At 43.2% G+C, this 22,993-nt stretch carries 14 protein-coding genes; 5 read left to right on the top strand and 9 right to left on the bottom strand.

Translation table 11 applies throughout. From position 1 onward, the window contains the following. Positions 1-43: 43 nt before the first annotated feature. A complete protein-coding gene (locus tag KDU71_RS05510; protein ID WP_212188916.1) occupies positions 44-1,948 on the bottom strand; it encodes a methyl-accepting chemotaxis protein in 1,905 nt (634 codons plus the stop codon). A gap of 164 nt (positions 1,949-2,112) precedes the next feature. Then, on the bottom strand, positions 2,113-2,679 hold the full coding sequence (locus KDU71_RS05515) for a YceI family protein (RefSeq protein ID WP_212188917.1): 567 nt from the start codon (positions 2,677-2,679) through the stop codon (positions 2,113-2,115). Positions 2,680-2,977: 298 nt separating this feature from the next. Here KDU71_RS05515 and KDU71_RS05520 point away from each other — a divergent pair, with 298 nt between their 5' ends. From KDU71_RS05520 to KDU71_RS05535, 4 genes are all read left to right on the top strand, one after another. After that, on the top strand, positions 2,978-5,362 hold the full coding sequence (locus KDU71_RS05520) for a glycoside hydrolase family 3 N-terminal domain-containing protein (protein ID WP_212188918.1): 2,385 nt from the start codon (positions 2,978-2,980) through the stop codon (positions 5,360-5,362). Between the two features lie 9 nt (positions 5,363-5,371). After that, positions 5,372-7,612 (top strand): GH92 family glycosyl hydrolase, encoded by a 2,241-nt coding sequence (locus KDU71_RS05525; RefSeq protein WP_212188919.1) that lies wholly within the window; start codon positions 5,372-5,374, stop codon positions 7,610-7,612. A gap of 42 nt (positions 7,613-7,654) precedes the next feature. Further along, positions 7,655-9,091 (top strand): glycoside hydrolase family 125 protein, encoded by a 1,437-nt coding sequence (locus KDU71_RS05530; RefSeq protein ID WP_212188920.1) that lies wholly within the window; start codon positions 7,655-7,657, stop codon positions 9,089-9,091. Between the two features lie 283 nt (positions 9,092-9,374). Further along, a complete protein-coding gene (locus KDU71_RS05535) occupies positions 9,375-11,591 on the top strand; it encodes a DUF748 domain-containing protein (RefSeq protein WP_212188921.1) in 2,217 nt (738 codons plus the stop codon). A 142-nt stretch (positions 11,592-11,733) separates the two neighbouring features. On the opposite strand, the gene KDU71_RS05540 is transcribed toward KDU71_RS05535, so the two are convergent. Next, a complete protein-coding gene (locus KDU71_RS05540; RefSeq protein WP_212188922.1) occupies positions 11,734-12,075 on the bottom strand; it encodes a single-stranded DNA-binding protein in 342 nt (113 codons plus the stop codon). Between the two features lie 170 nt (positions 12,076-12,245). On the opposite strand from KDU71_RS05540, the gene KDU71_RS05545 reads away from it, so the two are divergent. Then, on the top strand, positions 12,246-12,602 hold the full coding sequence (locus KDU71_RS05545) for a DUF2116 family Zn-ribbon domain-containing protein (RefSeq protein ID WP_212188923.1): 357 nt from the start codon (positions 12,246-12,248) through the stop codon (positions 12,600-12,602). A 132-nt stretch (positions 12,603-12,734) separates the two neighbouring features. Here the strand turns inward: KDU71_RS05545 and KDU71_RS05550 are convergent, their stop codons facing one another. The 6 genes from KDU71_RS05550 to KDU71_RS05575 all read right to left on the bottom strand — a co-directional run bounded on the left by KDU71_RS05550 (position 12,735) and on the right by KDU71_RS05575 (position 22,750). Further along, positions 12,735-13,190, bottom strand: coding sequence for a hypothetical protein (locus tag KDU71_RS05550; protein WP_212188924.1), 456 nt, complete (start codon positions 13,188-13,190; stop codon positions 12,735-12,737). 229 nt (positions 13,191-13,419) lie between these two features. Then, complete coding sequence (locus tag KDU71_RS05555; RefSeq protein ID WP_212188925.1) at positions 13,420-15,825, bottom strand: ABC transporter permease; 2,406 nt, start codon at positions 15,823-15,825, stop codon at positions 13,420-13,422. A gap of 30 nt (positions 15,826-15,855) precedes the next feature. Then, positions 15,856-18,195 (bottom strand): ABC transporter permease, encoded by a 2,340-nt coding sequence (locus tag KDU71_RS05560; protein ID WP_212188926.1) that lies wholly within the window; start codon positions 18,193-18,195, stop codon positions 15,856-15,858. A 211-nt stretch (positions 18,196-18,406) separates the two neighbouring features. Beyond that, a complete protein-coding gene (locus KDU71_RS05565; protein ID WP_212188927.1) occupies positions 18,407-19,111 on the bottom strand; it encodes an ABC transporter ATP-binding protein in 705 nt (234 codons plus the stop codon). Positions 19,112-19,198: 87 nt separating this feature from the next. After that, positions 19,199-21,493: an ABC transporter permease gene (locus tag KDU71_RS05570; protein WP_212188928.1), complete on the bottom strand. Its 2,295-nt coding sequence runs from the start codon at positions 21,491-21,493 to the stop codon at positions 19,199-19,201. 6 nt (positions 21,494-21,499) lie between these two features. Beyond that, the gene (locus KDU71_RS05575; RefSeq protein ID WP_212188929.1) at positions 21,500-22,750 is read right to left on the bottom strand and encodes an efflux RND transporter periplasmic adaptor subunit; all 1,251 of its coding nucleotides are present in this window, start codon (positions 22,748-22,750) and stop codon (positions 21,500-21,502) included. Between the last annotated feature and the right edge of the window lie 243 nt (positions 22,751-22,993).

Here is a 22,993-nt window from a genome sequence, read left to right on the forward strand (position 1 = left end):
TATTTCTTAAGGCCTTTATTAATTATATCCAATCTTTCAATTCTTATTTCTTAAAATATGCCATCGTATCCTTTAGCTTCTCAGCCAATTGAGTCAGATGCTCAGAGTTATTTGTAAAGATAGATGCCGACCCCGAGTTTTGCTGCGTCACCTCATTGAGCTCCTGTATGGCTTTATTAACCTGTTCAGCACCGCTTTGCTGCTCATAGCTCGATGCCGTAATCTCCTGCACCAGCTGTGTGGTTTTTTCAATCTCAGGAATGATATCTTCTAATTGCTTGCCAGATTTCTCAGCTGCATCAACTCCGTGCTGCGTTAAATCAATTATCTCCACTGCTGCCTTTTGCGAGCGTTCAGCCAACTTCTTCACCTCGGCCGCCACCACTGCAAACCCCCTGCCCTGCTCACCGGCACGAGCAGCTTCTACAGCAGCATTTAATGCCAGGATATTCGTTTGTTTGGCAATCTCCTCAATAATGGTGATTTTTTGAGCAATTTCCTGCATCGATACTGTTGTTTCTTTTGAGCTCTCAAAGCTCTGCTTGATGCCCTTAGCCGACTCAAGGGCGATGCCCTCAGTTTGTTTGGAGTTTTCGCTGTTTTGCTGTATCGTGGCTACCATCTCCTCCATTGAAGACGATATTTCTTCAGAAGAGGCCGCCTGATTAGATGCTCCTTCGGATAGCTGATTAGAAGAGGAAGCCAGTTCCAGACTGGCAGTATTAATGGCATCGGAGCTTTCGATAATCTCATTCACAATTTGCTTCAGGTTATCAATCATATCGCGTAATGCCCGACCTAAATCTCCGGCTTCATCCTGCTGCTCATCATCCACATCAATCTCAGCCGTTAGATTCCCATCAGCAATTTCACGAGCGATAGCCGCACTTTTAATAATTGGCCGAACAATATTGCCTGCAGTGAAATAGACTATCACATAAAGAATAATTAATCCTATCAATCCAATGATGACACTCTGATAGAAAATGGCATTGGCCTTTTTCAATATTACTGCTTTTGGCACTTCAATACCCAGCGTCCAGGTTGTTTCAATGCCTTTAAAAGTTACCGGCGTATAAGATACATAGTACTCTACCCCGTTTTTCTGGTTGACATACTCAAAAGGATAATCCTCAGACTGTAATGTTTTAGCCAGTCCTAATGCAAATTCCTGACTGTCAGAATCAATAACCGATAATAACTTTTGGGATACATAATCGGGTGAAGTATGAGCCACAATACTGGTGTCACGTGATACCAGATAAGAAACAGCGCCTTCATAAAGATCCATGCTTGAGATGATCTTCGACATATCATTCAGGCTAATATCAACACCCACCAGACCAAGAAAACGACCACCGGCATCTTGCAGGGGTGCAGTGATTGAAGTCATCAAGATACCTTCCAACTCCTCTGTTACCACATCATAATATGGATTCCAGATATCTGCATGATTATATTCGCGCGCCTGGTAATACAAACTGGTCAGCACTTCATCATTCATATCCACTCTTTCAGTGGTTTGCTTCAATTGACCATTTAACCGGAAAACTACATTACGCTCACGCCCATTCCGCATGGTATAGTTACTGTCCAGGGCTTTAAGCTCCCATATTTGCCAGGTTGACAACAAATCCGGATTGTTCTGACACCAACCATATAACATATTGCCAAACACCTCATCCCGATAGGCCTCATCCATTGGCAAATAATTATTGTAATTATCACGAATGGTATTAGTTGATGTAATAACCTGATTAATATCATTTTGTATCAGGTTACGAGAAGCCTTTAAGTTGGCATCAATGATTGATTTAGAATCCTCTAATGCATTCTTTCTCAATTGAAAACTAATGTAAGCAAGCGTTGCGCCATAAATGAGTGTAAAAGATGCAAGCGTATAAACCAACAGCTTACTCTTTAAGCGTAGATTAATAATTTTATTCACAAGCAGTTATTTTAGGTTATTTTCCCGGACCTAGTTATGCCTTATATATACGTGTAATGCTAACAAAAGTTTTCCTTTCCACAAATGAGTTTTAACATTTTTATACAAAAAATGCCTGACTAATCGCCAGGCAGAGCTATTATTATAGTATTATATTAGGAGATTTATTCCATGGCGAATACTTTAAAGGCTAATTCAAAGTCATCGTATATCATCTTGTCTCCCAGATTATCGAAGAACTTTCCTGAGCCATATTTCACATCATATTGAGTGCGATCAACAATAATTTTACCTTCAAAAGCATTACCACTTTTAGTAACATTAAACGCTACCGGATGCGTTTTACCTTTAATAGTTAAATCAGCTATTACTTTATAAGCACTGTCTTCTTTTACTACTTTTGAGATGATAAGTCGACTCTCAGTATACTTTTCAACACCGAAGAAATCGTCTGACTTTAAATGACCTACCAGCTTGGCATTATAATCCTTATTATCCAAATCAGTACAGGTGATGGTGGTCATATCAACAACAAATTTACCACCAACCAGCTCCTTGTCTTTCATCTGCAATGTGCCTGATTTGAATTGAATATTACCCATATGCTCACCGGTTACTTTTTTTCCTGTCCAGGTAATCTTACTCAGCTTAACATCAACTTGTCTTTCTTGCGCAACAGCCCAGGTAAAAAACAGGCACAGGCCAGCAATTAATAATGATGATCTTTTCATGGTGTTTATTTTTTAATAGTTATTGTCGACTTTTAATAGAAACATCATCTGCTATTATTGGTTCAGATTCATGCTGTTAAAAGTTTGTTAACAGGCTATCAAAAGTGTGTTACAAATGTTCAGATAATGAATTACAATTTCAATAGAGTTAGCCACATATGCAATTGATATACTGAACACTACCAACACACGGAGCTAATTTTGCCAGCTATATATCAATAAGGTACATGTGGTTTAAATAAAGATGGATGCTTATTTTTACTTTTCCTGATGGTTGTATTTCAAAGCTTTATTCGATATGTTGCCAGTAAAATTTGCGCTTATACTATGCTTTCATTTTTTAGTTAACTGCCTGCTTGCCCAGGAAATTATCTATAAAAAAGACTGGATCGATTTCAATAAAAACGGCATTAAGGATATCTATGAAGATCCGAAGGCACCCATAGATAAGCGCATCAATGATTTGCTGTCGCAGATGACCTTAGAAGAAAAAACCTGCCAGATGGTGACGCTTTATGGCTATGGTCGCGTGGCCAAAGATGAGCTACCTACCAAAGACTGGCAGCAAGAGCTTTGGAAAGATGGCTTAGGCAATATCGACGAAGCATCAAATGGTGTTTTTAAAGATGCCCAATTCAAATACCCATATGATAAACATGTATGGGCACTTAACCAGATTCAAAAGTTCTTTGTGGAAGAAACACGACTGGGTATACCCGTTGAATTCACCAATGAAGGCATACGTGGCTTGAATCATTATAAAGCCACTGCATTTCCGGCCCAAATTGGCATGGGCTGCACCTGGAATAAAGAATTACTACATCAGGTAGGTTTGTGCATTGGATCCGAAGGGCGGGCTCTTGGCTATAATAACATCTATTCGCCAGTGTTAGATGTGGCACGCGATCAGCGTTGGGGCCGCATCGTTGAGTGCTTCGGGGAAGACCCCTTTCTTGTGGCCGAGCTGGGCATTCAGGTAAGTAAAGGTATTCAGTGGTATGGCATGGCCAATACCCTGAAGCATTTTGCCGTATACTCGGCACCCAAAGGTGGCCGTGACGGACATGTGAGGCTTGATCCACACATTGCGCCTCGTGAAATGCATCTGCTATACCTCTATCCCTTTAAAAGAACCATAATGGAAGCGGACGCACTTGGCATCATGAGTTCGTACAATGATTACGACGGGATCCCGGTGAGTGCCAATCGTTATTTTTTATACGATTTATTAAGACACACCTACGGCTTCAAAGGCTATGTAGTGTCTGACAGTGATGCCGTGGCCTGGGTTTACTCCAAGCACCGCGTGGCTGAAGACTACAAAGAGGCTGTGCGACAAACGGTGGAAGCCGGTTTAAATGTGCGCACCACCTTTAACCATCCCGCGAATTTTGTATATCCGTTGCGCGAACTGATCAATGAGGGCACCCTTTCAACGGCAGTTATCGATGAGCGGGTGAAAGATATTTTATACGTCAAGTTTAAAGAAGGACTTTTTGATCAGCCATACAGAGATGAGCAAACTGCTAATTCTGCCGTTCGAACACCAGCTCACCTGGAGCTATCCAAACAAGCTTCGCGCGAATCATTGGTTCTGCTTAAGAATAACGGAGCTTTACCTCTAAAAACTTCCCAATTACAAAACATACTGATTGTAGGGCCTAATGCCAAAGCAAAGAAGAGTTCTATCAGTCGATATGGTGCTTTGGGAGTTGATGTAGTTTCTCCTATGGAAGGCATTCTCAGTTATCTGCCTGAGGATGTTAAGGCGGATTATGCCTTGGGTTGCGAGCTAAAAGACAGCAACTGGCCACACTCCGAAATCATACCATACGACATTAATCCAGATGAACAAAAACACATCAAGGAAGCGGTTGACAAAGCCAAACTTTCGGATGTAATTATTGCATTTTTGGGCGAAGACGAGAGTATGGTTGGTGAAAACCTGAGTCGCACCTCACTGGATTTACCCGGCAGACAAAAAGACTTACTAAAAGCTTTGAGGTCCACAGGTAAACCTATAATTGTAGTGCTTATTCATGGGCGCCCTTTATCGGTTAACTATGCGCATCAGGTTGCTGATGCCATTATTGCTGCCTGGTTCCCAGGTGAATTTGGAGGACAAGCCATTGCCGAGGCTTTATTTGGAGAATTCTCGCCCGGCGGGAAGTTATCCACCACCTGGCCGGCCACCGTCGGACAAATACCGCTTAACTTCCCGTTTAAACCATACTCCCAGGCAGGACAAGCCAAGGAAGGTCCTCACGGCACCGGTGAAAGCCGCCTTGTTGAGCCGCTCTATCCATTTGGCTATGGACTTTCTTATACCAATTTTGAGTATGATAATCTAAACATCAACAACCAGCTGACAACAAGTACGGGAGATCTGACCATTACATTTGACATCACCAACACCGGCGACTATGCAGGTGACGAGGTGCCACAGCTATACATCAAAGACGAGTACAGCTCTATCATAACCTACGAATGGCAACTGAGAGGATTTGAGCGCGTGCACCTGACACCTGGCGAAAAGAAGCAAGTTAGCTTCACCATTAAACCGGATCACTTGAGCCTCCTCAATCAACATATGGAGTGCGTTATCGAAGTCGGACGTTTTCAATTGGCCATCGGCTCCTCATCGACTGACATAAGACTTAAAAACAGTTTTGAAATCAAATAAAACAAACATATGAACAACAGATTTTTAGGAATAATCACATTGGTAATGGCACTGGCTCTTTCCGCCTGCCAACCTCAAGAAAAGGTGGCTGACAATATATTGGAGTACGTTGATCCATTTATTGGCACAGGCTTTCATGGACACACCTTTCCGGGGGCCACACTGCCTTTTGGTATGGTGCAGTTAAGCCCCGATACCCATTTGGATGGCTGGGAAGCCAGTAGCGGGTACCATTACGATGACACAAAGATCTACGCCTTTAGCCATACCCACCTAAGCGGCACCGGTATTGGCGACCTGGGTGATGTTGGCCTGCTTCCATATTCCAACACCACTGAATCAATTCCGGCAGCAACATTTAGTAAGGAAAAAGAAAACGCTGCACCAGGACACTATTCTGTTCACCTCGATAACTTTAATATCGACGTTGAATTAACCACCACCTTACGCGTAGGTATGCATAAGTACACCTATGGAAACACTCATGATCGTAATGTGATGCTGAACCTGGCGCACGTGCTTCAGGCTAACTGGGGCAACGCCATAACGGGCAACGAATGCAACATTTTGGATGAACAAACCATTGAAGGGATTCAGCTGTCAACCGGTTGGGCACATGACCACCTGGTGGCCTACCGCATTGAATTCTCGGAGCCTTTTATACAAAAACGCATTATGGTAGATGGTGAAGAAAAAGACCTGACAAAAGTAAATGCCAATGATGCGCAGATCTACCTGACGTTTAACGAGAGTGATAAACCTTTGCTGGTCAAGGTGGCCATTTCAGCAGTGGACCCGTCTGGCGCCCACAAAAATATGCAGGCCGAGCTGCCTGGCTGGAACTTTGAACAAACATTGGCTAAGGCACAGTCTGAATGGCAAAAGCAATTGGAGCAGATACACATTGAGACCAACGATGCAGCAGTAAAAACTAATTTCTACACAGCCATGTACCATAGCATGATGGCTCCTTTTATATGGCAGGATGTAGACGGCCGCTACCGCGGTATGGACAAACAGATTCATCAGGCGGCTGAAGGACATGTCAATTACACGGTATTCTCACTATGGGATACCTTCCGAGCCTTTCACCCCTTGATGACCATTATTCAACCAGATAAAGCCAGCATCTGGGCCGAAGCATTGGTTCAGAAATACAAGGAAGGCGGCATACTGCCCAAATGGCCTTTAGTAAGCAATTACACAGGTACCATGGTGGGTTATCCGGCGGTGTCGGTATTGGCCGATGCTGCAGCCAAAGGCTTAGGTCCTGATGACTTAAGTGAGTGGCTCGAAGCCTCTGTGCAATCTGCTACCTGGCGACCTGACATTGTGGAGCGTTTCAAAGGCACCCGGGAAGCAGCCGTGATGCCGAAACACATCTATTTTAAGGAGACATTGGGCTGGGTACCGAGCGATTCAGTTGCTGAGGCCGTATCATACGGATTGGAAATGGCCTATTACGACTGGTGTGTTGGCCAAATTGCCAAAGCTGCCGATGAAACTAAAACAGCTAGTGAATTCATGGCTAAAAGCGAATATTTCCGTCATTATTTCGACCCAACAACAGGATTGATGCGTGGTCGTAACTACGATGGTTCATGGGTAACGCCCTTCCGTCCCCGCTATTCGAGTCACGAAAAAAGTGACTACGTCGAAGGTAATGCCTGGCAGTGGAGCTTTTTTACGCCACACGCCAATGAGCAGCTGATTGAGCTGTACGGCTCAGTCGACCGTTTTGAGGCCATGATGGACACCTTATTCACCACTGATTCGGGTATTGAAGGCGAGCACGCTTCCGCTGATATTACCGGATTAATCGGTCAGTATGCCCATGGTAACGAGCCAAGCCATCACATGGCCTACCTTTACAATTGGACCAATGCGCCTTATAAAGCCAATGAACGCCTCGACCAGATTATGCGCGAATTCTATCTGCCTGAACCAGCTGGTATCATCGGCAACGAAGATTGTGGTCAAATGTCGGCCTGGTATGTTATGAGTGCTTTGGGCTTTTACCAGATATGCCCGGGCGATGCTACCTACACAACCGGTCGCCCCATGGTAGACAAAGCAATCATCAACCTGCCCCAAGGTACACTTGAAATTATCGCCCATAATAACTCACCAGAAAATATGTATGTGGAAAAGGTTGTTTTGAATGGAAAAGTACTGGATAAACCATTCTTCACCCACGATCAGCTATTGACAGGCGGCCAGCTTGAGTTTTTTATGACCAGTGAAAAATAGACTATCAGACAATAGACGCGAGAAAAAAACAAACACAGGCATATGAAACGTAGAACCTTTATAAAGCAATCGGGCATGGTCATTGGTGGTACTTTATTAGCATCACCATTGCTCCGTGCTCAAAACCAATCAACTGTTGATTTAAAGTCAATGCGCCCTGCTGAGGGCAAGCGCTGCTTCAGCAGTAAAGAAGTTGAGAAACTGATTAATAAAGTAAAGAGCTCCATGGCCGACAATGAACTGGCCTGGCTGTTCGAGAACTGCTTCCCCAACACACTGGACACAACGGTTGACTTTGAATACATTGATGGGCAACCGGATACCTTTGTGATTACCGGCGATATTGATGCCATGTGGCTGCGCGACAGTACCGCTCAGGTGTGGCCCTATATGCCACTTATTAAAAAAGATAAGGATCTCAGAGAAGTGATTAAAGGTCTGGTTAAGCGACAAACCAAATGCATCATACTCGACCCATATGCCAATGCTTTTTATAAAGATGTGACCAAAGTATCGAAATGGCAGAGTGACCGCACCCAAATGCTCCCTGGCATACATGAACGCAAATGGGAGATTGACTCGTTATGCTATGCGGTGAGGTTGGCCAATGAATATTACAGCATTACTGGTGACAGCAGCGTTTTTGACGACGATTGGCAAGAGGCTTCACGCCTTATTGTGCAAACATTTAAAGCCGAGCAGCGTAAAGATGGCACCACCCCTTATACCTTTAATCGTGAGACAGGGCAAATGTTTGACAGTCCGGTTCACTGGGGATTAGGTCGACCGGTGAAGCCCGTCGGACTTATTTGCTCTATGTTCCGTCCATCAGACGATGCCACGCTTTACCCCTACCTGATTCCATCCAACGTGTTTGCGGTAGTTAGTTTACGACAAATGGCCAATATTCATGAAAGCATTACCGGTGAAACACAACTCGCCAAAGAATGTACTGCTCTGGCCGATGAAGTAGATGCAGCTATCAGGCAATATGCCATTGTGGAGCATCTGGATTTTGGTGAAATTTATGCCTATGAGGTCGATGGTTTTGGCAACCGTGTATTTATGGATGATGCGAACGTGCCATCACTCATGTCACTGGCCTACCTGGGTGCACATCAGCCCGATGACGCCTTGTATAAGCGTACCAGGGCCTTTTTACTAAGTGATAATAATCCCTACTATTTAACGGGCAAAGCGGCAGAAGGACAAGCCAGCCCGCACACCGGACAAGTTAATATCTGGCCTATGGGAATTATCCTCAGGGCCATGACCAGCACTGATGACAAAGAGATACTCCATTGTTTAAAGATGCTTAAAGCTACCCATGCCGGCACCGGTTTTATGCACGAGAGTTTTCATAAAGATGATGCATCAAAGTATACCCGCGACTGGTTCGCCTGGGCCAATACTCTGTTTGGCGAGCTAATCGTTAAGCTCTATCATGAACGACCTCATCTGCTAAAGACAGAACTGTAGATAATACAATAGTAACGCCGCTTTATTATTCAACTAATAAGGCGGCGTTTATGTATCAGGATAGTTATTGTTGGCTCTACAGAGCAATGTGCCCGCATGAGAGTTGGTTTCAATATCTCATGCTCCCATAGATGACTCATCAGCCTTGTTAGGTAAGCTATCTCCCGCCCATGCCTTTAAATTTGGAACTGGTAATCAAAAACTAATTTGTTTTGTTATACCTTTACACTATTACCGTTTTACAATCGTAAAACTGATTTACTAATCTGCTTAACCACTAAAAATGAAACAGATCAAAAAAAGGTATTATGTGCTCTCCTCATTGGCACTCATTATCTTCCTGCTGCTTTTCTTTCTTTCCACCTTTGTTAAAAACTATATTAACAAGAACAGTGAGGAACTGATTGGACGTAAAGTGCATCTTACTGATTTAAGCATCAACTATTTCAAGGTCGCCGTGCGTGCATCGGAACTAGCCGTTTATGAAGCCAACCAAACAGACACCTTTGCAGGCTTCAGAGAGTTGTATGTGAATTTTGATCCCACCCGCTTATTCGGTAACGAGTATTCTTTTTCGACTATTACACTAGATAGTTTATACATCCATGTCACACGTACCGATAAAGGCTTTAATTTTGATGACTTAATCCCGCCCGCCGATTCGGCAAGTCAGGAGGTAGCGACCGATACAGTGCCTTCGAAGCCTTTGCGTTTTGCCATCCATAATATTCAACTGGCTCACGGTCATTTCAACTTCCTTGACCAAACAGTTGATAACGAGCTAAAGCTGGAAGACATCACTCTTGAACTGCCACTTATTGCCTGGGACAGCGAATCGTCGGATGTGGGTATTGAATTTGAATTTGGTGAGCGCGGCAAGGTGTTTGTTGATGCCCATGTGGACCAACTAAAAAATGAATACAGGGTTGATTTTGAAGTGAGTAAGCTAGGCCTTGATAATATCTCAAGCTATGTGGAGGATGTAATTGATGCAGGCGGCATTGAGGGTTATGTGAATACCAAACTGCATATTACAGGTCACATGGTTGAAACCAGCCAAATAGTGGTAAAAGGTGAAGCCAGTGTAGATTCATTCCGCATTTGGGATTTGGAAAACAAAGACGTGTTCAGGCTTGACCAATTCAGCGTTGGATTAGAAAACATCGATGTTGGTAATGAAAACTATCACTTTTCTCACCTGTCTGTTGTAAGACCAACCCTCACAGCCAGCCTTTACAAAGATATGACCAACATTGAGCGCATGTTATTGCCGGTGATGCCAGCAGACAGTATTAGTCAGGAGGCCGATGCGACTGCTGATACCACTGAAACTGCATCCTCTCTAAGCTATCGGGTAGATAACGTGAATATCGACAATGGCACGGTTGTTTTTACCGATCATACGCTGTATCGTCCATTCTTATACGACCTGAAAAATATTAATGTGGAGCTCAACGGCATCACCAATAATGCCGAGCAGGTGCCGGTTAATTTCAGCGTTAACCTGAACGATCAGGGCAAGATGGAAGGGCATTCGACTATTAACATACTGCATCCTGAGGTGTTTGATTTGGAGGCCAAAATGGAGAAACTACAACTACTGAGCTTCTCTCCCTATTCAGAGTACCACATTGCCCGACCAATTACACAGGGTGACTTCAACTACGACCTGAGCATCAGCATGACGCCAACCCACATGATGAATAACAATGACATTGTGATTAATGAGTTGGAGATTGGTGATAAAACTCAAAACGAACCACAAGTGAAAGCCCCGGTGAAGTTAGGCCTTTACCTGATGAAAGATCCACAAGATGTCATCAGCATTCACATGCCGGTTGAAGGAAATCCTTCAGATCCTAATTTCAGCGTTGGCAAGCTTATCTGGAAGGCTATCTCCAACCTTATCATTAAAGCCGCAGCTTCGCCATTTAATGCACTGGGCAATCTGGTTGGTACACGCCCCGAAGAGCTGGAAAATATTCCCATGCCATATGCACAGGATTCATTGTCAATGGAGCAGAAACAAACGCTTGATAAGATTGCTAGCATTCTGACGAAAAAACCACAGCTTAACTTCAGCTTTATGCAACAGACCGATCCGGAAACGGAGAAAAGTGCATTGGCTGTCGCCATGGCCAAAAAACGCATGCTGACCGAAATAATGCCAACCAACAATGAAAAGCAGATTGCGGCATACAATGAAAGACTGGCTGCATTAGCCAATGACGACCCTGATTTCCTTGACTACATCAGCAAAACAGTAGAAGGTTCGGTAGGCCAGCCTCTATCAGCCAGCTGCCGACAGCTGATTGGTGAGGATGAGTTACAAGACGCCTTTACAAAGCTACTGATTAACCGCAACGAGCAGCTGAGCTACTATCTGCTGCAGGAAAAAGGGGTGGACTCGACCAGTATTAGTGTAGCTACAGCGGATTTGCGCAACTTGCCCGAACAGCTGAAGAGTTGTAATTACAAAGTGGAGGTATCGATTAAATAATAATCAGAGTAAAATAAAAAGCCGTCGGGACCATGTTTATTTATGATCCTGACGGCTTTCCTTTATTTGACTGTTTACAGAATCTTCTTATACAGAAAAATCTCTGCAGCTTTTTGCCCAATAACTAATTTGCCATCATCACTTACTTCTTTAAACCCGGGAAAACCACGTAGCTACTTAATACCACCTCGGTAATATACCTTGTTTGCTTGTTTTTATCTTCGTATTGACGATAGGTTAAGCGCCCTTCAATGGCCACCTCATTTCCTTTTTGCAAATACTTTTGAGCTATTTCAGCTTGTTTGCCCCAAGCCACAACATTGTGCCATTGTGTTTCTGTCTTCTCCTGCCCGTTCACGCCATTAAAACTTTCATTGGTGGCCAATGTAAATTTTGCCAGCTTGCGTCCATTATCAAATGCTTTGATCTCCGGATTCATACCCAGGTTGCCAACTAACTGTACTCTGTTCCTTATATTTGCCATGACTCATAATTTTAAATGAATAATAAATTGATGAAACAAAGGTGCAACGCCGCGCAAGCTTTATTTGGTTATTAAGTATTTAGAGTTGTTTAGCTTTCGTTTAAAACCGTTTGCAATCATTTAAAAACGTTTATATATTTACTTACCTGATACTTACAAAACCAAATCACATGTCTGAAAAACGTTTATGCCCGGTTTGCAACGACCCGATAATTGGCAGAGTTGACAAGAAATTCTGCTCCGACCAATGCCGAAACAGTTTCAATAATCGAAGATACAGTACTGAAAATGCCTTAGTTCAAAAAGTTAATCGCACCCTTAAGAAGAATTACAGCATTCTTCAGGCTTTCAACCAATTGGGTAAAACAAAGATTAAACGCACCAAGTTGCTACAGGAAGGTTTTGACTTCAACTACTTTACTGGCACCTACACCACCCAAAAAGGCGCCACCTACCATCTGTGCTACGATCAGGGGTATTTACCTTTAAGTGATGAGCTGTATTTATTGATTCATTGGGAAGGTTAAACCCATAGATATCAATGGTCTTGCTGCTTCATATTCAAACATCTTTATAACAATACTCCAATGATACATCTGGATTAAAACAACAAAAGCAGACCTGTATCAGTCTGCCTTTATTAGTATGTGAGCATTGGGCTATTTCTTATTGAAGAAGTAAACTTTTCGTTCCTGGCTATTAGGAATACCAATGATATTGTTAAGATAATCATTCTTTAAAGTCAATCCGCTTTTCTGAACATAGCCTTCCCCCATAGGCATGGCCGTCGCCCAGGAACCACTCATCTGGGTATATTCCAAATCGGTAATGCGTGCGATGGTATGCACCCCAACTGTGATAACGCAAAAATGATAGTCTTTGGCTGTTTCAAGGATTTCTTTAACCGATTCTTTGGTTAAATCTTTTGTCAGTGCGGTTTGTTCGGCAGCCAGCATTTTGATATCGGCAATTGGTGTGCCCTCATTAATAGTGGCATTTTCAAAACTGATGATACCATCAAGAAACTCAGTCAGTGTTTCGGTTTTTGATTGTGCAGAAAGGTTACCTGCCAACCCAAAACAAAAGATAAGGACCAGTGTGCTAATACATTTCATACTTGTAGATATTACAATTAATAGTTAACAAGCATTGAAGATAATAATATACCCAATAAATTTTTAATTTAAGAAGAAATTATATCAACACACCTTGAACAGTGCCATTGTTTGACCACAATCCCCCTTCTTCAATGCACAGAAAGCATATTACTGTTGCAACTTGTGATTGAAATACTAGCTCAATTTGTTAGCGCACTAATCATTAACATATTTACCAGATTCATGCTTATTCGTAACGCAAGGCCTCAACCGGGTTGCGATTGCCAATACGCAGATAATTGACCACCGCCACGGCGGCAACTGTCAAAAGTATAATGAAACTGCACATTAAAAACAGCATCCAGTTCAAGGGTATCTTATAGGCAAAATTCTGCATCCATTTACTGGCAGTGTACCAGGCACCAACTAAACCAAACATTACTGCCGGAATAGCCATGTATTGAAGCTCCATAACAAAATACTGCACCAGATTTGACATTTTAGCGCCATTGATGCGTCGAATAGCCAGCTCTTTCTGTCGGCGGGTTGCTTCATTTGTAGTATACCCAATCAGGCCGATGATCGTTATCAGAAGAATCACAAAATTTCCGGCCAGCATGGCATTGCGGAAGCCTTTCTCATCAGCATAGCTAATTAGTTGTTCTTCCGCCAGGCTCTTTACTTCAGCATCTTTCTGCGGTAATACTTTATTAAATACGGCAGCTATTTTATCCTTCATACCAGCCTGCGTGGTGCTGTGTACTTTCACAAGTATAGTCATTGACATAAACGGATGTTCATTCTTCTCCTGGATAAACAAATGCTGAGGCTTGTAAAAGAAAACAGAAGGTCGATCATCGGGTCTCGAAAGCGGACCGATAACAAAATCAGGATAGATACCCTGGATGGTAGTTGCGCCATGTTCAGTAATGGTGAGCGGCTTACCTGTAACACCATCCGTCCAGTTATTATACACTTCCAGCAAATCAGCCGCTTTCTGACTAATCATCACATTATTGGTCGATGCCATTTCATTGGCAAAAGAATGTCCCTGGATGATGGGTATGCCCAACATTGAAAAATAGTGCTCATCAACCTCGTAAAAATCGGCCACATTAAACAGCTCACGATGCCCGCCGGGCGAAAGCACATTGTTACCCGAAGCATAGCGTATGGGCACAGAATAGCCCAATGACACCTGCTCAACCTCAGCCATGGCATTTAATTCATTAATAATCATCTGTACCTGACTCCCGTTCATAGCAGTGGTAGCACCATAATAAATACCTTCAGTATCATAACCGTGATCGGCCTTGCGCATTTGCTCGTACTGCAAGGTGACTATCACCATGAGCGTTAAAATAAATGAGGCACCCACCAATTGCAGGGCCAGTAGCCCCAGTTTCCAGTTATTTTTCTTTTGCCGGTAACTACGAAAAGCTGTGGCAACCGGGATGCGTGAAAAGTAACGGGCTGGTAAGTAACTCATCAAGACTAACCATATGGCCAAAACGCCCATTAAAGGCCATAATACGCCTGGATTAACAGATGCAGTCAGGCTATGTCCAAGCTGCGCTTCGGCGAAGGGTTTAAATACCCAAAGCAGCAGAGACGCCAAGGTCAAGGCCAGAACAAAAAGGGTGAGCGACTCCACAAAAATTAATTGTCGGATATTATTCACCTGCGCTCCGCAGGTTTTATAAATGGCTGATGACTTAGCCCGGTTAACCAATATACTAAGGGTCAGCAGAAAATAGTTCATCAAAGACACAAACAGCACAGCCAATGCAATGGTACTGAGTATCACCAGCATGTCTTTATGGTTGTTTTTATAGATACACTTAATTGGTTTTAGAACGTATTTGAGTACCAAACCACCCTGCTCTTCCTCCAGCCGCTCTATATCCTGGTGTTTTTGCTGCATTTTTCGCAAGGCCGGAGCTAAATCATTGGGGTTAATGCCAGGCTGCAGCTTGACGTAGGCCATGTAACGATCGTTACCTAACCAATTGGTTGAACCGTCCCATGAGAAAAACTCGGTGATGGAAACCATCGAAACCAGAATATCATAGTTATAGTTCGTGTTTTCGGGCAAGGCTTCGAATACGCCCTGAATAGTCAGTTGTTTGCCCGGGTAGCGTTTTAGCTCAATCACCTGGCCTATTACGTCGCCCCCCATAGCTTCAGCCAATTCGCTGGATACCATGCAGGCCATCGGACTTGCTAATATTTTAGCTGGATGACCACTTATCATTGGTCGGGGTACAACATCGCCCCAATGTTCGTCGGCCAGTACCACCTCGGCCTTGTAGCCTCTTTTAAGCTGATCATATACTAGATGTGTACCTATTGAATTAAGCCGTGTAGCCGCCTCCACGCCCGGCACTTCGGCTTTGATACCGGGAGCTATGGCCCCGCTTACTTTCGAATAGTTCTCAAATTCACCCGCTTCCTTATCGCGCTTAAAACTGGACTGCACCGTGTAAATACGATCTGCATCGGGGTAAAACCCATCGTAGCTATAGTAATAAAAAACTTCGGATAGTATTAGCATCCCAAAAGCCAGTCCGACAGCCAGTGAGATGGTGCGTGTAAATGTATATTGTCCTTTTACAAATAGCTTGCGAAGAGCAAGTTTAATTGCGTGTTGCATAGTTATTTTGTTTTCAAACGTTCATTCTTCTTATTCATAGCGTAGGGCCTCAACCGGATTAAGGCTACTCGCTTTGATGACCTGGTACCCACTTGATATCAGAGTGATAAGAATGGATAACAACAGTATTATACCGGCATCGAGTATTGTAAACTGATATTTAAACTGGCCGGGCATCGTATCCTTAAGGAACATCGCCACTGGATAGACCACTATGTTAGCCGTCACGGCCATCAACAGGTATTTTTTGGTTATGAGCGGAAAAATCTGATAGGCCCTGGCTCCTTGTACTTTTCTAACACCAATCTCTTTAACCCGCCTTTGTGCCGCATAGTATATCAAACCAAACAGTCCCATTGCCGCAATAACCACCGCCATAACTGTAAAAAACAGGACGGTATTTTTTGCGTTATTCCAAATTTTCAGCTCTTCACGCGGCAGATTGGTATCGTAGGAGTTGACTTCGAACAAAACGTCAGTAAAGTGCTTATTCATTACCTGGTTAATATGTTGCAGGCTGCTTGCTGTTGTCTGCGGATGCACCTTAAAGGTTAAATCCAGGGCCTGCGATAAATCTCTGTCAATGAATAATAGCACGTATGGATTAACCGGATTATGAACATCTTCAATGTTAAAATCCTTAATGACACCCACCACTTTATAAGTACCTTCCTTTTCGAGTTGTTTCCCAATAGGCTGTTGCCAGCCAAATGCACGTGCAGCCGTTTCATTTATCAGGCATGCCTGTTCATCACTGGCCAGATCATCTGAAAAGTTACGCCCTTCGACAAGTTGCATGCCCATGGTATTAATAAAATTGGAGCAGGCAGCATTCCACCTTGAAAACACAGAGTTTTCACTTGACCAGCCTTCGGGAATGATCTGGCAGCCCCAGTTGGCATGCAATGGTGAATTAATGGACATGCTCATATTCTCAATACCAGGATGCGCCAGTATTTCATCACGCAGGGCATCGTGGGAAATACGGCTCTCTTGTGCCGGCAGCGTGCAATGAAGCAGGTGCTCCTTTTGAAATCCTAAATCTTTATTGATCAGAAAATTCACCTGACGATAGGTCCACAAGCTAACCGTTATGAGTACCACCGAAAGAATAAACTGAAAATATACCATGGCTTGCAACGCACTGAAACGATTCTGTTTTACCAGGTTACTGCGTTTGAGCACCACCACCGGTCGATAGTTAGACACTACAAATGCCGGGTAAGCCCCTGACAGCAATCCTGTGAGGAGCACCACTCCAAGTAGAAAAAGAGTAAAACGATAGTCAGCAAACAAGTTCAGTTCGATGTGGCGGTTAACCACGTTATTGAATACAGGTAAAAGCATATGAGCCAGGAACACAGCCAACACAAAAGCCACTATGGCTATAAACAAGGTTTCGCTTAAAAACTGAATGGCGATACTTTTGCGGCTGCTGCCAATGCTTTTTCGAACCCCGATTTCTACCTGTCGCAGTGAAGAAAATGCCGTGGTCAGATTCATAAAACTAACACAGGCCAGCAGTAAGATCATCAGGCCCATCACCGAGAAGATGTAAACCACCGCTCCCCGATCATCGCGTGGATTCTCCTTGAGGTGCAAAGTACTTAAGGGATTGAGGTATAATACGCGCCGGGCATCTGGATCATGCTTGTGAATCACCTCATCAATCTTCCGATTGATATCATCCACCGAAGTATTGGGCTTTAATTGCACATATACCGAAAAGGAATTATTGTACCAGTTATCGGCATAATTTTTTAATAAGGTAGCACTGGACCTGAAGTAGTCCACAGCGAGGTGTGATTGCTCAGGTACATCCTTCATAATGCCGCTGACAACTAACTCTTCCTTTTGTCCATCATAAATAATTTTACCCATTGCATTCTCACCAGGAAAATAACGCTCAGCCATCGACTCACTAATCACAATGGCATTGGGGGCATCCAGCACCGTATGACGGTTGCCCTGGCGAAGCTCAAAGGAAAACATTTCAAATATGGCTGACGGTGCCTTATAACCTTTAAACTCCTTGTATACAGTTCCTTTATCGGGCGATAAAAACTCAAACCAAATCTGACGAATAACAAAAGCATCATCTACTTCCGGCACATGCTCTTTCAGGTATTGGGCCACAGGCACTGGTATCTGATACCAGTCATCTGTTTTATCTCCTACTTTGTATGTTTGTGCCCGATAGATATGCTCATAATTGGCATTAAACTTATCGAAGTCTTGTTCATACTGCACATACCGTGCTACTAAGAAGAAAGCAGCCAGCCCAATAGATAAGCATACCACCTGAATAAAAGAAAGCGTCTTTTTACGTTTCAGGTTACGCCAGGCGATTAATAAATAATGGTAGAGCATATTATATTGGTTTAATTCGTTCTGTATCTATTCATATCGCAGTGCCTCCAGCGGATTACGACTGGCTGCTTTCCACGACTGCACAGACACTGTAGCTAAGGCAATGACCAGGGCCAACACTTTTAGGATGGTTTGTGTTGTTGCTTATTCAAAAAATTACTTTTCAGTAAAAGCACTGGTAATGTATTGAAGCATTATAAGCTGCATTCATTTACAACTCAACTGCCTCAAAACTCTTGTTCTGATGTATCTGCTCCGTTACTACGTGCCCATCGAACAGGTTGATAGTGCGGTGCGCATATTCAGCATGCTCGGCCGAGTGCGTCACCATCACAATGGTGGTACCTTCTTCATTAAGCTGACGCAACAGGTTCATTACTTCGGCGCCATTACGTGAGTCGAGATTACCGGTAGGCTCATCGGCCAGAATTAACTTTGGACTGGCAACTACGGCACGGGCTATGGCTACACGCTGCTGCTGTCCACCTGATAGTTGCTGCGGAAAATGTTTGGCACGATGAGCTATCTGCATGCGCTCCATCACTTTTTGTACGCGCTCGCGTCGCTCTCGGGCCGATAGCTTCAGATAAACCAATGGCATTTCAATATTTTCATATACATTGAGCTCATCAATCAGGTTAAAGCTCTGAAATACAAATCCAATATTGCCTTTTCGCAGGTTGGTGCGCTGACGCTCTTTAAAGGCAGCAATTTCCTGACCATCAAAATACAATTCACCATCGGTAGGATTATCCAGTAAGCCAATGATATTAAGCAATGTTGACTTGCCACAACCCGAAGGTCCCATAATGGCCACAAACTCGCCCTTTTGCACATGGATATTTACATTATTCAAAGCGGTGGTTTCCACTTCCTCAGTCCTGAAAACCTTTTGGAGATTGTTCGTTCTTAGCATATGTTTAGTTTTTAAGTGCTTTGTTTTTAGCGCACGGTGATAAGTTAATTTGATTGTATTGTAAATAGCTATCAGCTATTGGCTGCTTTACTCATACCTTAGTGCTTCTATGGGGTTTTGGCTGGCTGCTTTCCATGTTTGACGCAAGGTTACCAGGGAAGCCAATAGCCACACTCCCATTCCGCCCAGCAAAAAGTAATACCATTGAATAGCTGTATGCACAATAAAGTTATTCATCCACAGCTCCATCAAATACCATACAAGGGGCACCGAAATCACAAAAGCGATGATAATGGTATAGGTAATCTTCCTGTTGAGTAGTTTAATAATATCATATATACGTGCCCCATTAGCCTTACGAATCCCTATCTCTTTTATATGACGCTGGGTAATAATGGTGACCAGCCCTGTAATACCGATAGCTGTAATTAAGAGGGCTATGAAGCTGAAAAAGCTGATGAGCTTAAACAGGTTCATCTCACTCTTATAGTAAGCCTGGTAGGTGTCATCCACAAAACCATAGTCGAACATCTGATTAGGTGATACATCCTTGAAACAATTCTCAACATGATCTAAAACAAGTGGCAGGTTTCCTGAGAACTTAACAAACGCCATGTTGCACCGACCTCGATTGAGCCAGAAACACATCGGATCAACTGTATGATGCAAAGAAGCATAATTAAAGTTCTCACAGATACCTATCATATCAGCTTCTCCGCTAAAAGTAGGAAACTTCTTATTCAACTTCTGTTCCCAGTTGAATTTATCAATGGCCGTCTGGTTGAAGATAAATGTATTGTCATCCATTGTTTTATTCGAGTAATCACGGCCTTTAAGCACCTTCACATCAAAAAAGCTCAGGAAATTCTCGGCCACCGGCCACACATAAAACGATACCGACTCTCCATCAATGGTTCTTCCCCATCCCATCATGGTATTGGATGGTCCATGGGCAGCATAAGTGACATCAGTAATATGTGCTGATTTCTTTAACTCCGAAGTAAAACTATCCAGGTTTTTCTTAATCTTACCACTCAAAGGAAACGAGAGTATGTTATTAGTGGCAATGCCCGTATCGTAATGGAGAAGAAACTGCTTTTGCTGATAAATAACAATCGAACTGATTATCAACACCAGTGAAGCAATAAACTGGAATGTCATCAGTATACCGCGCATGCTTATGAACGATTTGGTGGAGGACTGACGGTACTTACCTACCAGTGTATCGGTAAATTTAAAGCCGGTTGGCAGCAATACCGATATAACAGCAGCAGAAATACTAATGGCAGACAACATCAGCAATCTTTGTCCCAGCCCAAATTCTTTAAGGTCATAAGGTACCAGATCCGATAATTGTGAACTGTTAAACAACTCTACCAGCAGGTAGGCCAAAGCAGCTGCCATCGCGCACACAATAAGTCCCTCAATCAACAGTGTTAGCCTGATATGCTTCAATTTAGCCCCGTTCACCTCCTGTACAAAGAAGTTCTTTTCACGGGTAGGCATAATGCCACACTTGAAATTATAATAGTTAATCACACTAATAATCAGAATAAGAAAAGCAATGGACAAGAATAGATCCACCGTCGAACGCTTGGTTACTTTGGCATATTCGTAGTTTATTTTTTCTGCGAAATGCACATCTTTCAGAGCTCGTAGATGAATGGTTACCTCATCATCAAATTCAGTATTGAGAATTTCTGCCATACGCTGCTTCAGACGCTCTGTCACCAGGTGCGAATCAAGCTCCACGAATGTTAAAAAGCTGCTCTCTGTCCTATCAAAACGCGATTGATTTTGCTTGATGCTCATAAAACCCGCCGGACTGAAGGAACTGTTGGAGGGAAACGATTTATACACAGCACATATCTCCATCTCTCGTCCGTAGTTAACCAATACCTTCTCGCCAATAACACTGGTAGAACCAAATAACTGCAGGGCTGCATCAGAAGCGATGGCCATCTTACTTTTATCAATAAATGCAGCATCTAAATCGCCAATGAGCACATCAAAGGTGAGCATTTTACTCAGCGCCGAATCAGATTGAAACACACGCCCTGCATATATATTATCAGGCTGTGTTGGATGCACCATAACCTGACCCGCATAGGATGATAGTGTAGTGGCATTTTTAATCTCAGGCATCTTATCTTTTAGCAGCTGCGCAGTGGTTCCTTTATAAATCACCTGATCGCCAAACTCAATACGGTAAACTGTTGCAGCCTTCTCATGGTGGCTATCAAAACTGTATTCGAAAATAACATAGAAGAAAATGATAAGCGATGTGGCAAAAGCCATTGCAAAACCAACAATATTGAGCAAGCTGAAATACTTGCGATGGATGATATGGCGAAAAGCCGTTTTTAATAAATAGTTTGTCATTTTGTTCTAGTTTAAAACCACCACTTCATTGTCTCCAAATATCTCATAGCCCGATGTAATTACTTCTTCTCCGGCCTCCAATCCGTCCAGTACCTCAAAGTAACGCGGGTTCTGCCGGCCAATACTCACCTGACGCTTATAAGCTGTAGTACGATCCTTATTAAGTACAAACACCCACTGCCCGCCTGTGCTTTGAAAGAAGCTGCCACGTGGCAACAGAAGCGCTTTAGATGAGTTACCCAGTTCAAGTTTTACATGACTGGTCTGGCCAATACGCAGGTTCTGCCGATTGCTGTTATCAAACTCCAGGTCAACGGTAAACTTACCCTCTTTTACTTCGGCGTATATTTTACTCACCTCAGCATCAATAGTCCCACTGGGAAACTGACAGCTGGCTTTTAGACCTTTTCGCGTTCGTGAGATGTAATGCTCATCTACTTCGGCCTTTAGCTTAAACTCATCCAGTATATTGACTTTACCAATGCGTGTGCCGTAACTGATGACCTGTCCTTCTTCAAGGTTGAGTGCCGCCAGCTGCCCGGTAACCGGTGCCTTAATGGTAAGGTTATCCAGCCGCTGACGGATAATGCCCTGATTCTGCTCCATGCGTTCGGCTGAACGCTCCAGTGTCTGAATCTGAATACCCCGATATATGGAATCGCGCTTAAAGCTTTCCTTGAGCAGAGTCATTTGCCGCAATGAAGCCTCGTAACTGGTTTTATCGCGCAGGTATTCATCTTCTGCAATGAGGCCTTCCTTGTAAAAGGCCTTTGAGTTATCGTATTTACGCTTTTGAATAAATAAGTCGCCTTCCAGCTGTACAATCTGATTCTGCAGCTCCATGGCATTCATCTCCATTTGCAAACGGGCAGTGCGCAGCTCATTAATGGCTCGTGCCACATTTGCTTCGTTGTTCGAAATCTCCAGTATCAGGTTGGTATTACTCAGCTGCGCTATGGCATCACCGGCTTTCACCATACTGCCTTCCTCCAGCAGAATACCTTCGACTCGTCCGCCCTCAATAGCATCCAGAAAAATGGTTTTGATAGGTTCAACAGTGGCCGTTACACTAATATAATCCTGAAAATCATCAAGCTCAACGGTTGAAATAGTAACACGATTAGCATCCACCTTTACCTGGCTTCGGTGATCGGCAAATGCAATAAAATAAATGCTCCAGCAAATAAATATGCCGCCACCAATAAGCCATTTCAAATGCTTTTTCCACCAGGGTTTCTTTTGTAGTTGTTTATCCATTATAATATTCTTTGACTGCTGTTATTGCCTTATGCCAAAGTCATGCCTCATACACTAATCCCTATTTTTCAATACTTTACATTTTCAGATAATAAGACCTGTGTTGGATTTTCCAACACATATGTATGATATTCCAACAATAAAGAAGTATTTTGTGGGTAGAAATAATAAGCCCGATAAAAAGTAATTTCCCCCTTGGAGAAGGGGGCCAATATGAAACAGATAATTAATATGAAATAAGCA

Source organism: Carboxylicivirga sediminis (assembly GCF_018156225.1).
GTDB classification, from domain to species: Bacteria; Bacteroidota; Bacteroidia; order Bacteroidales; family Marinilabiliaceae; genus Carboxylicivirga; species Carboxylicivirga sediminis.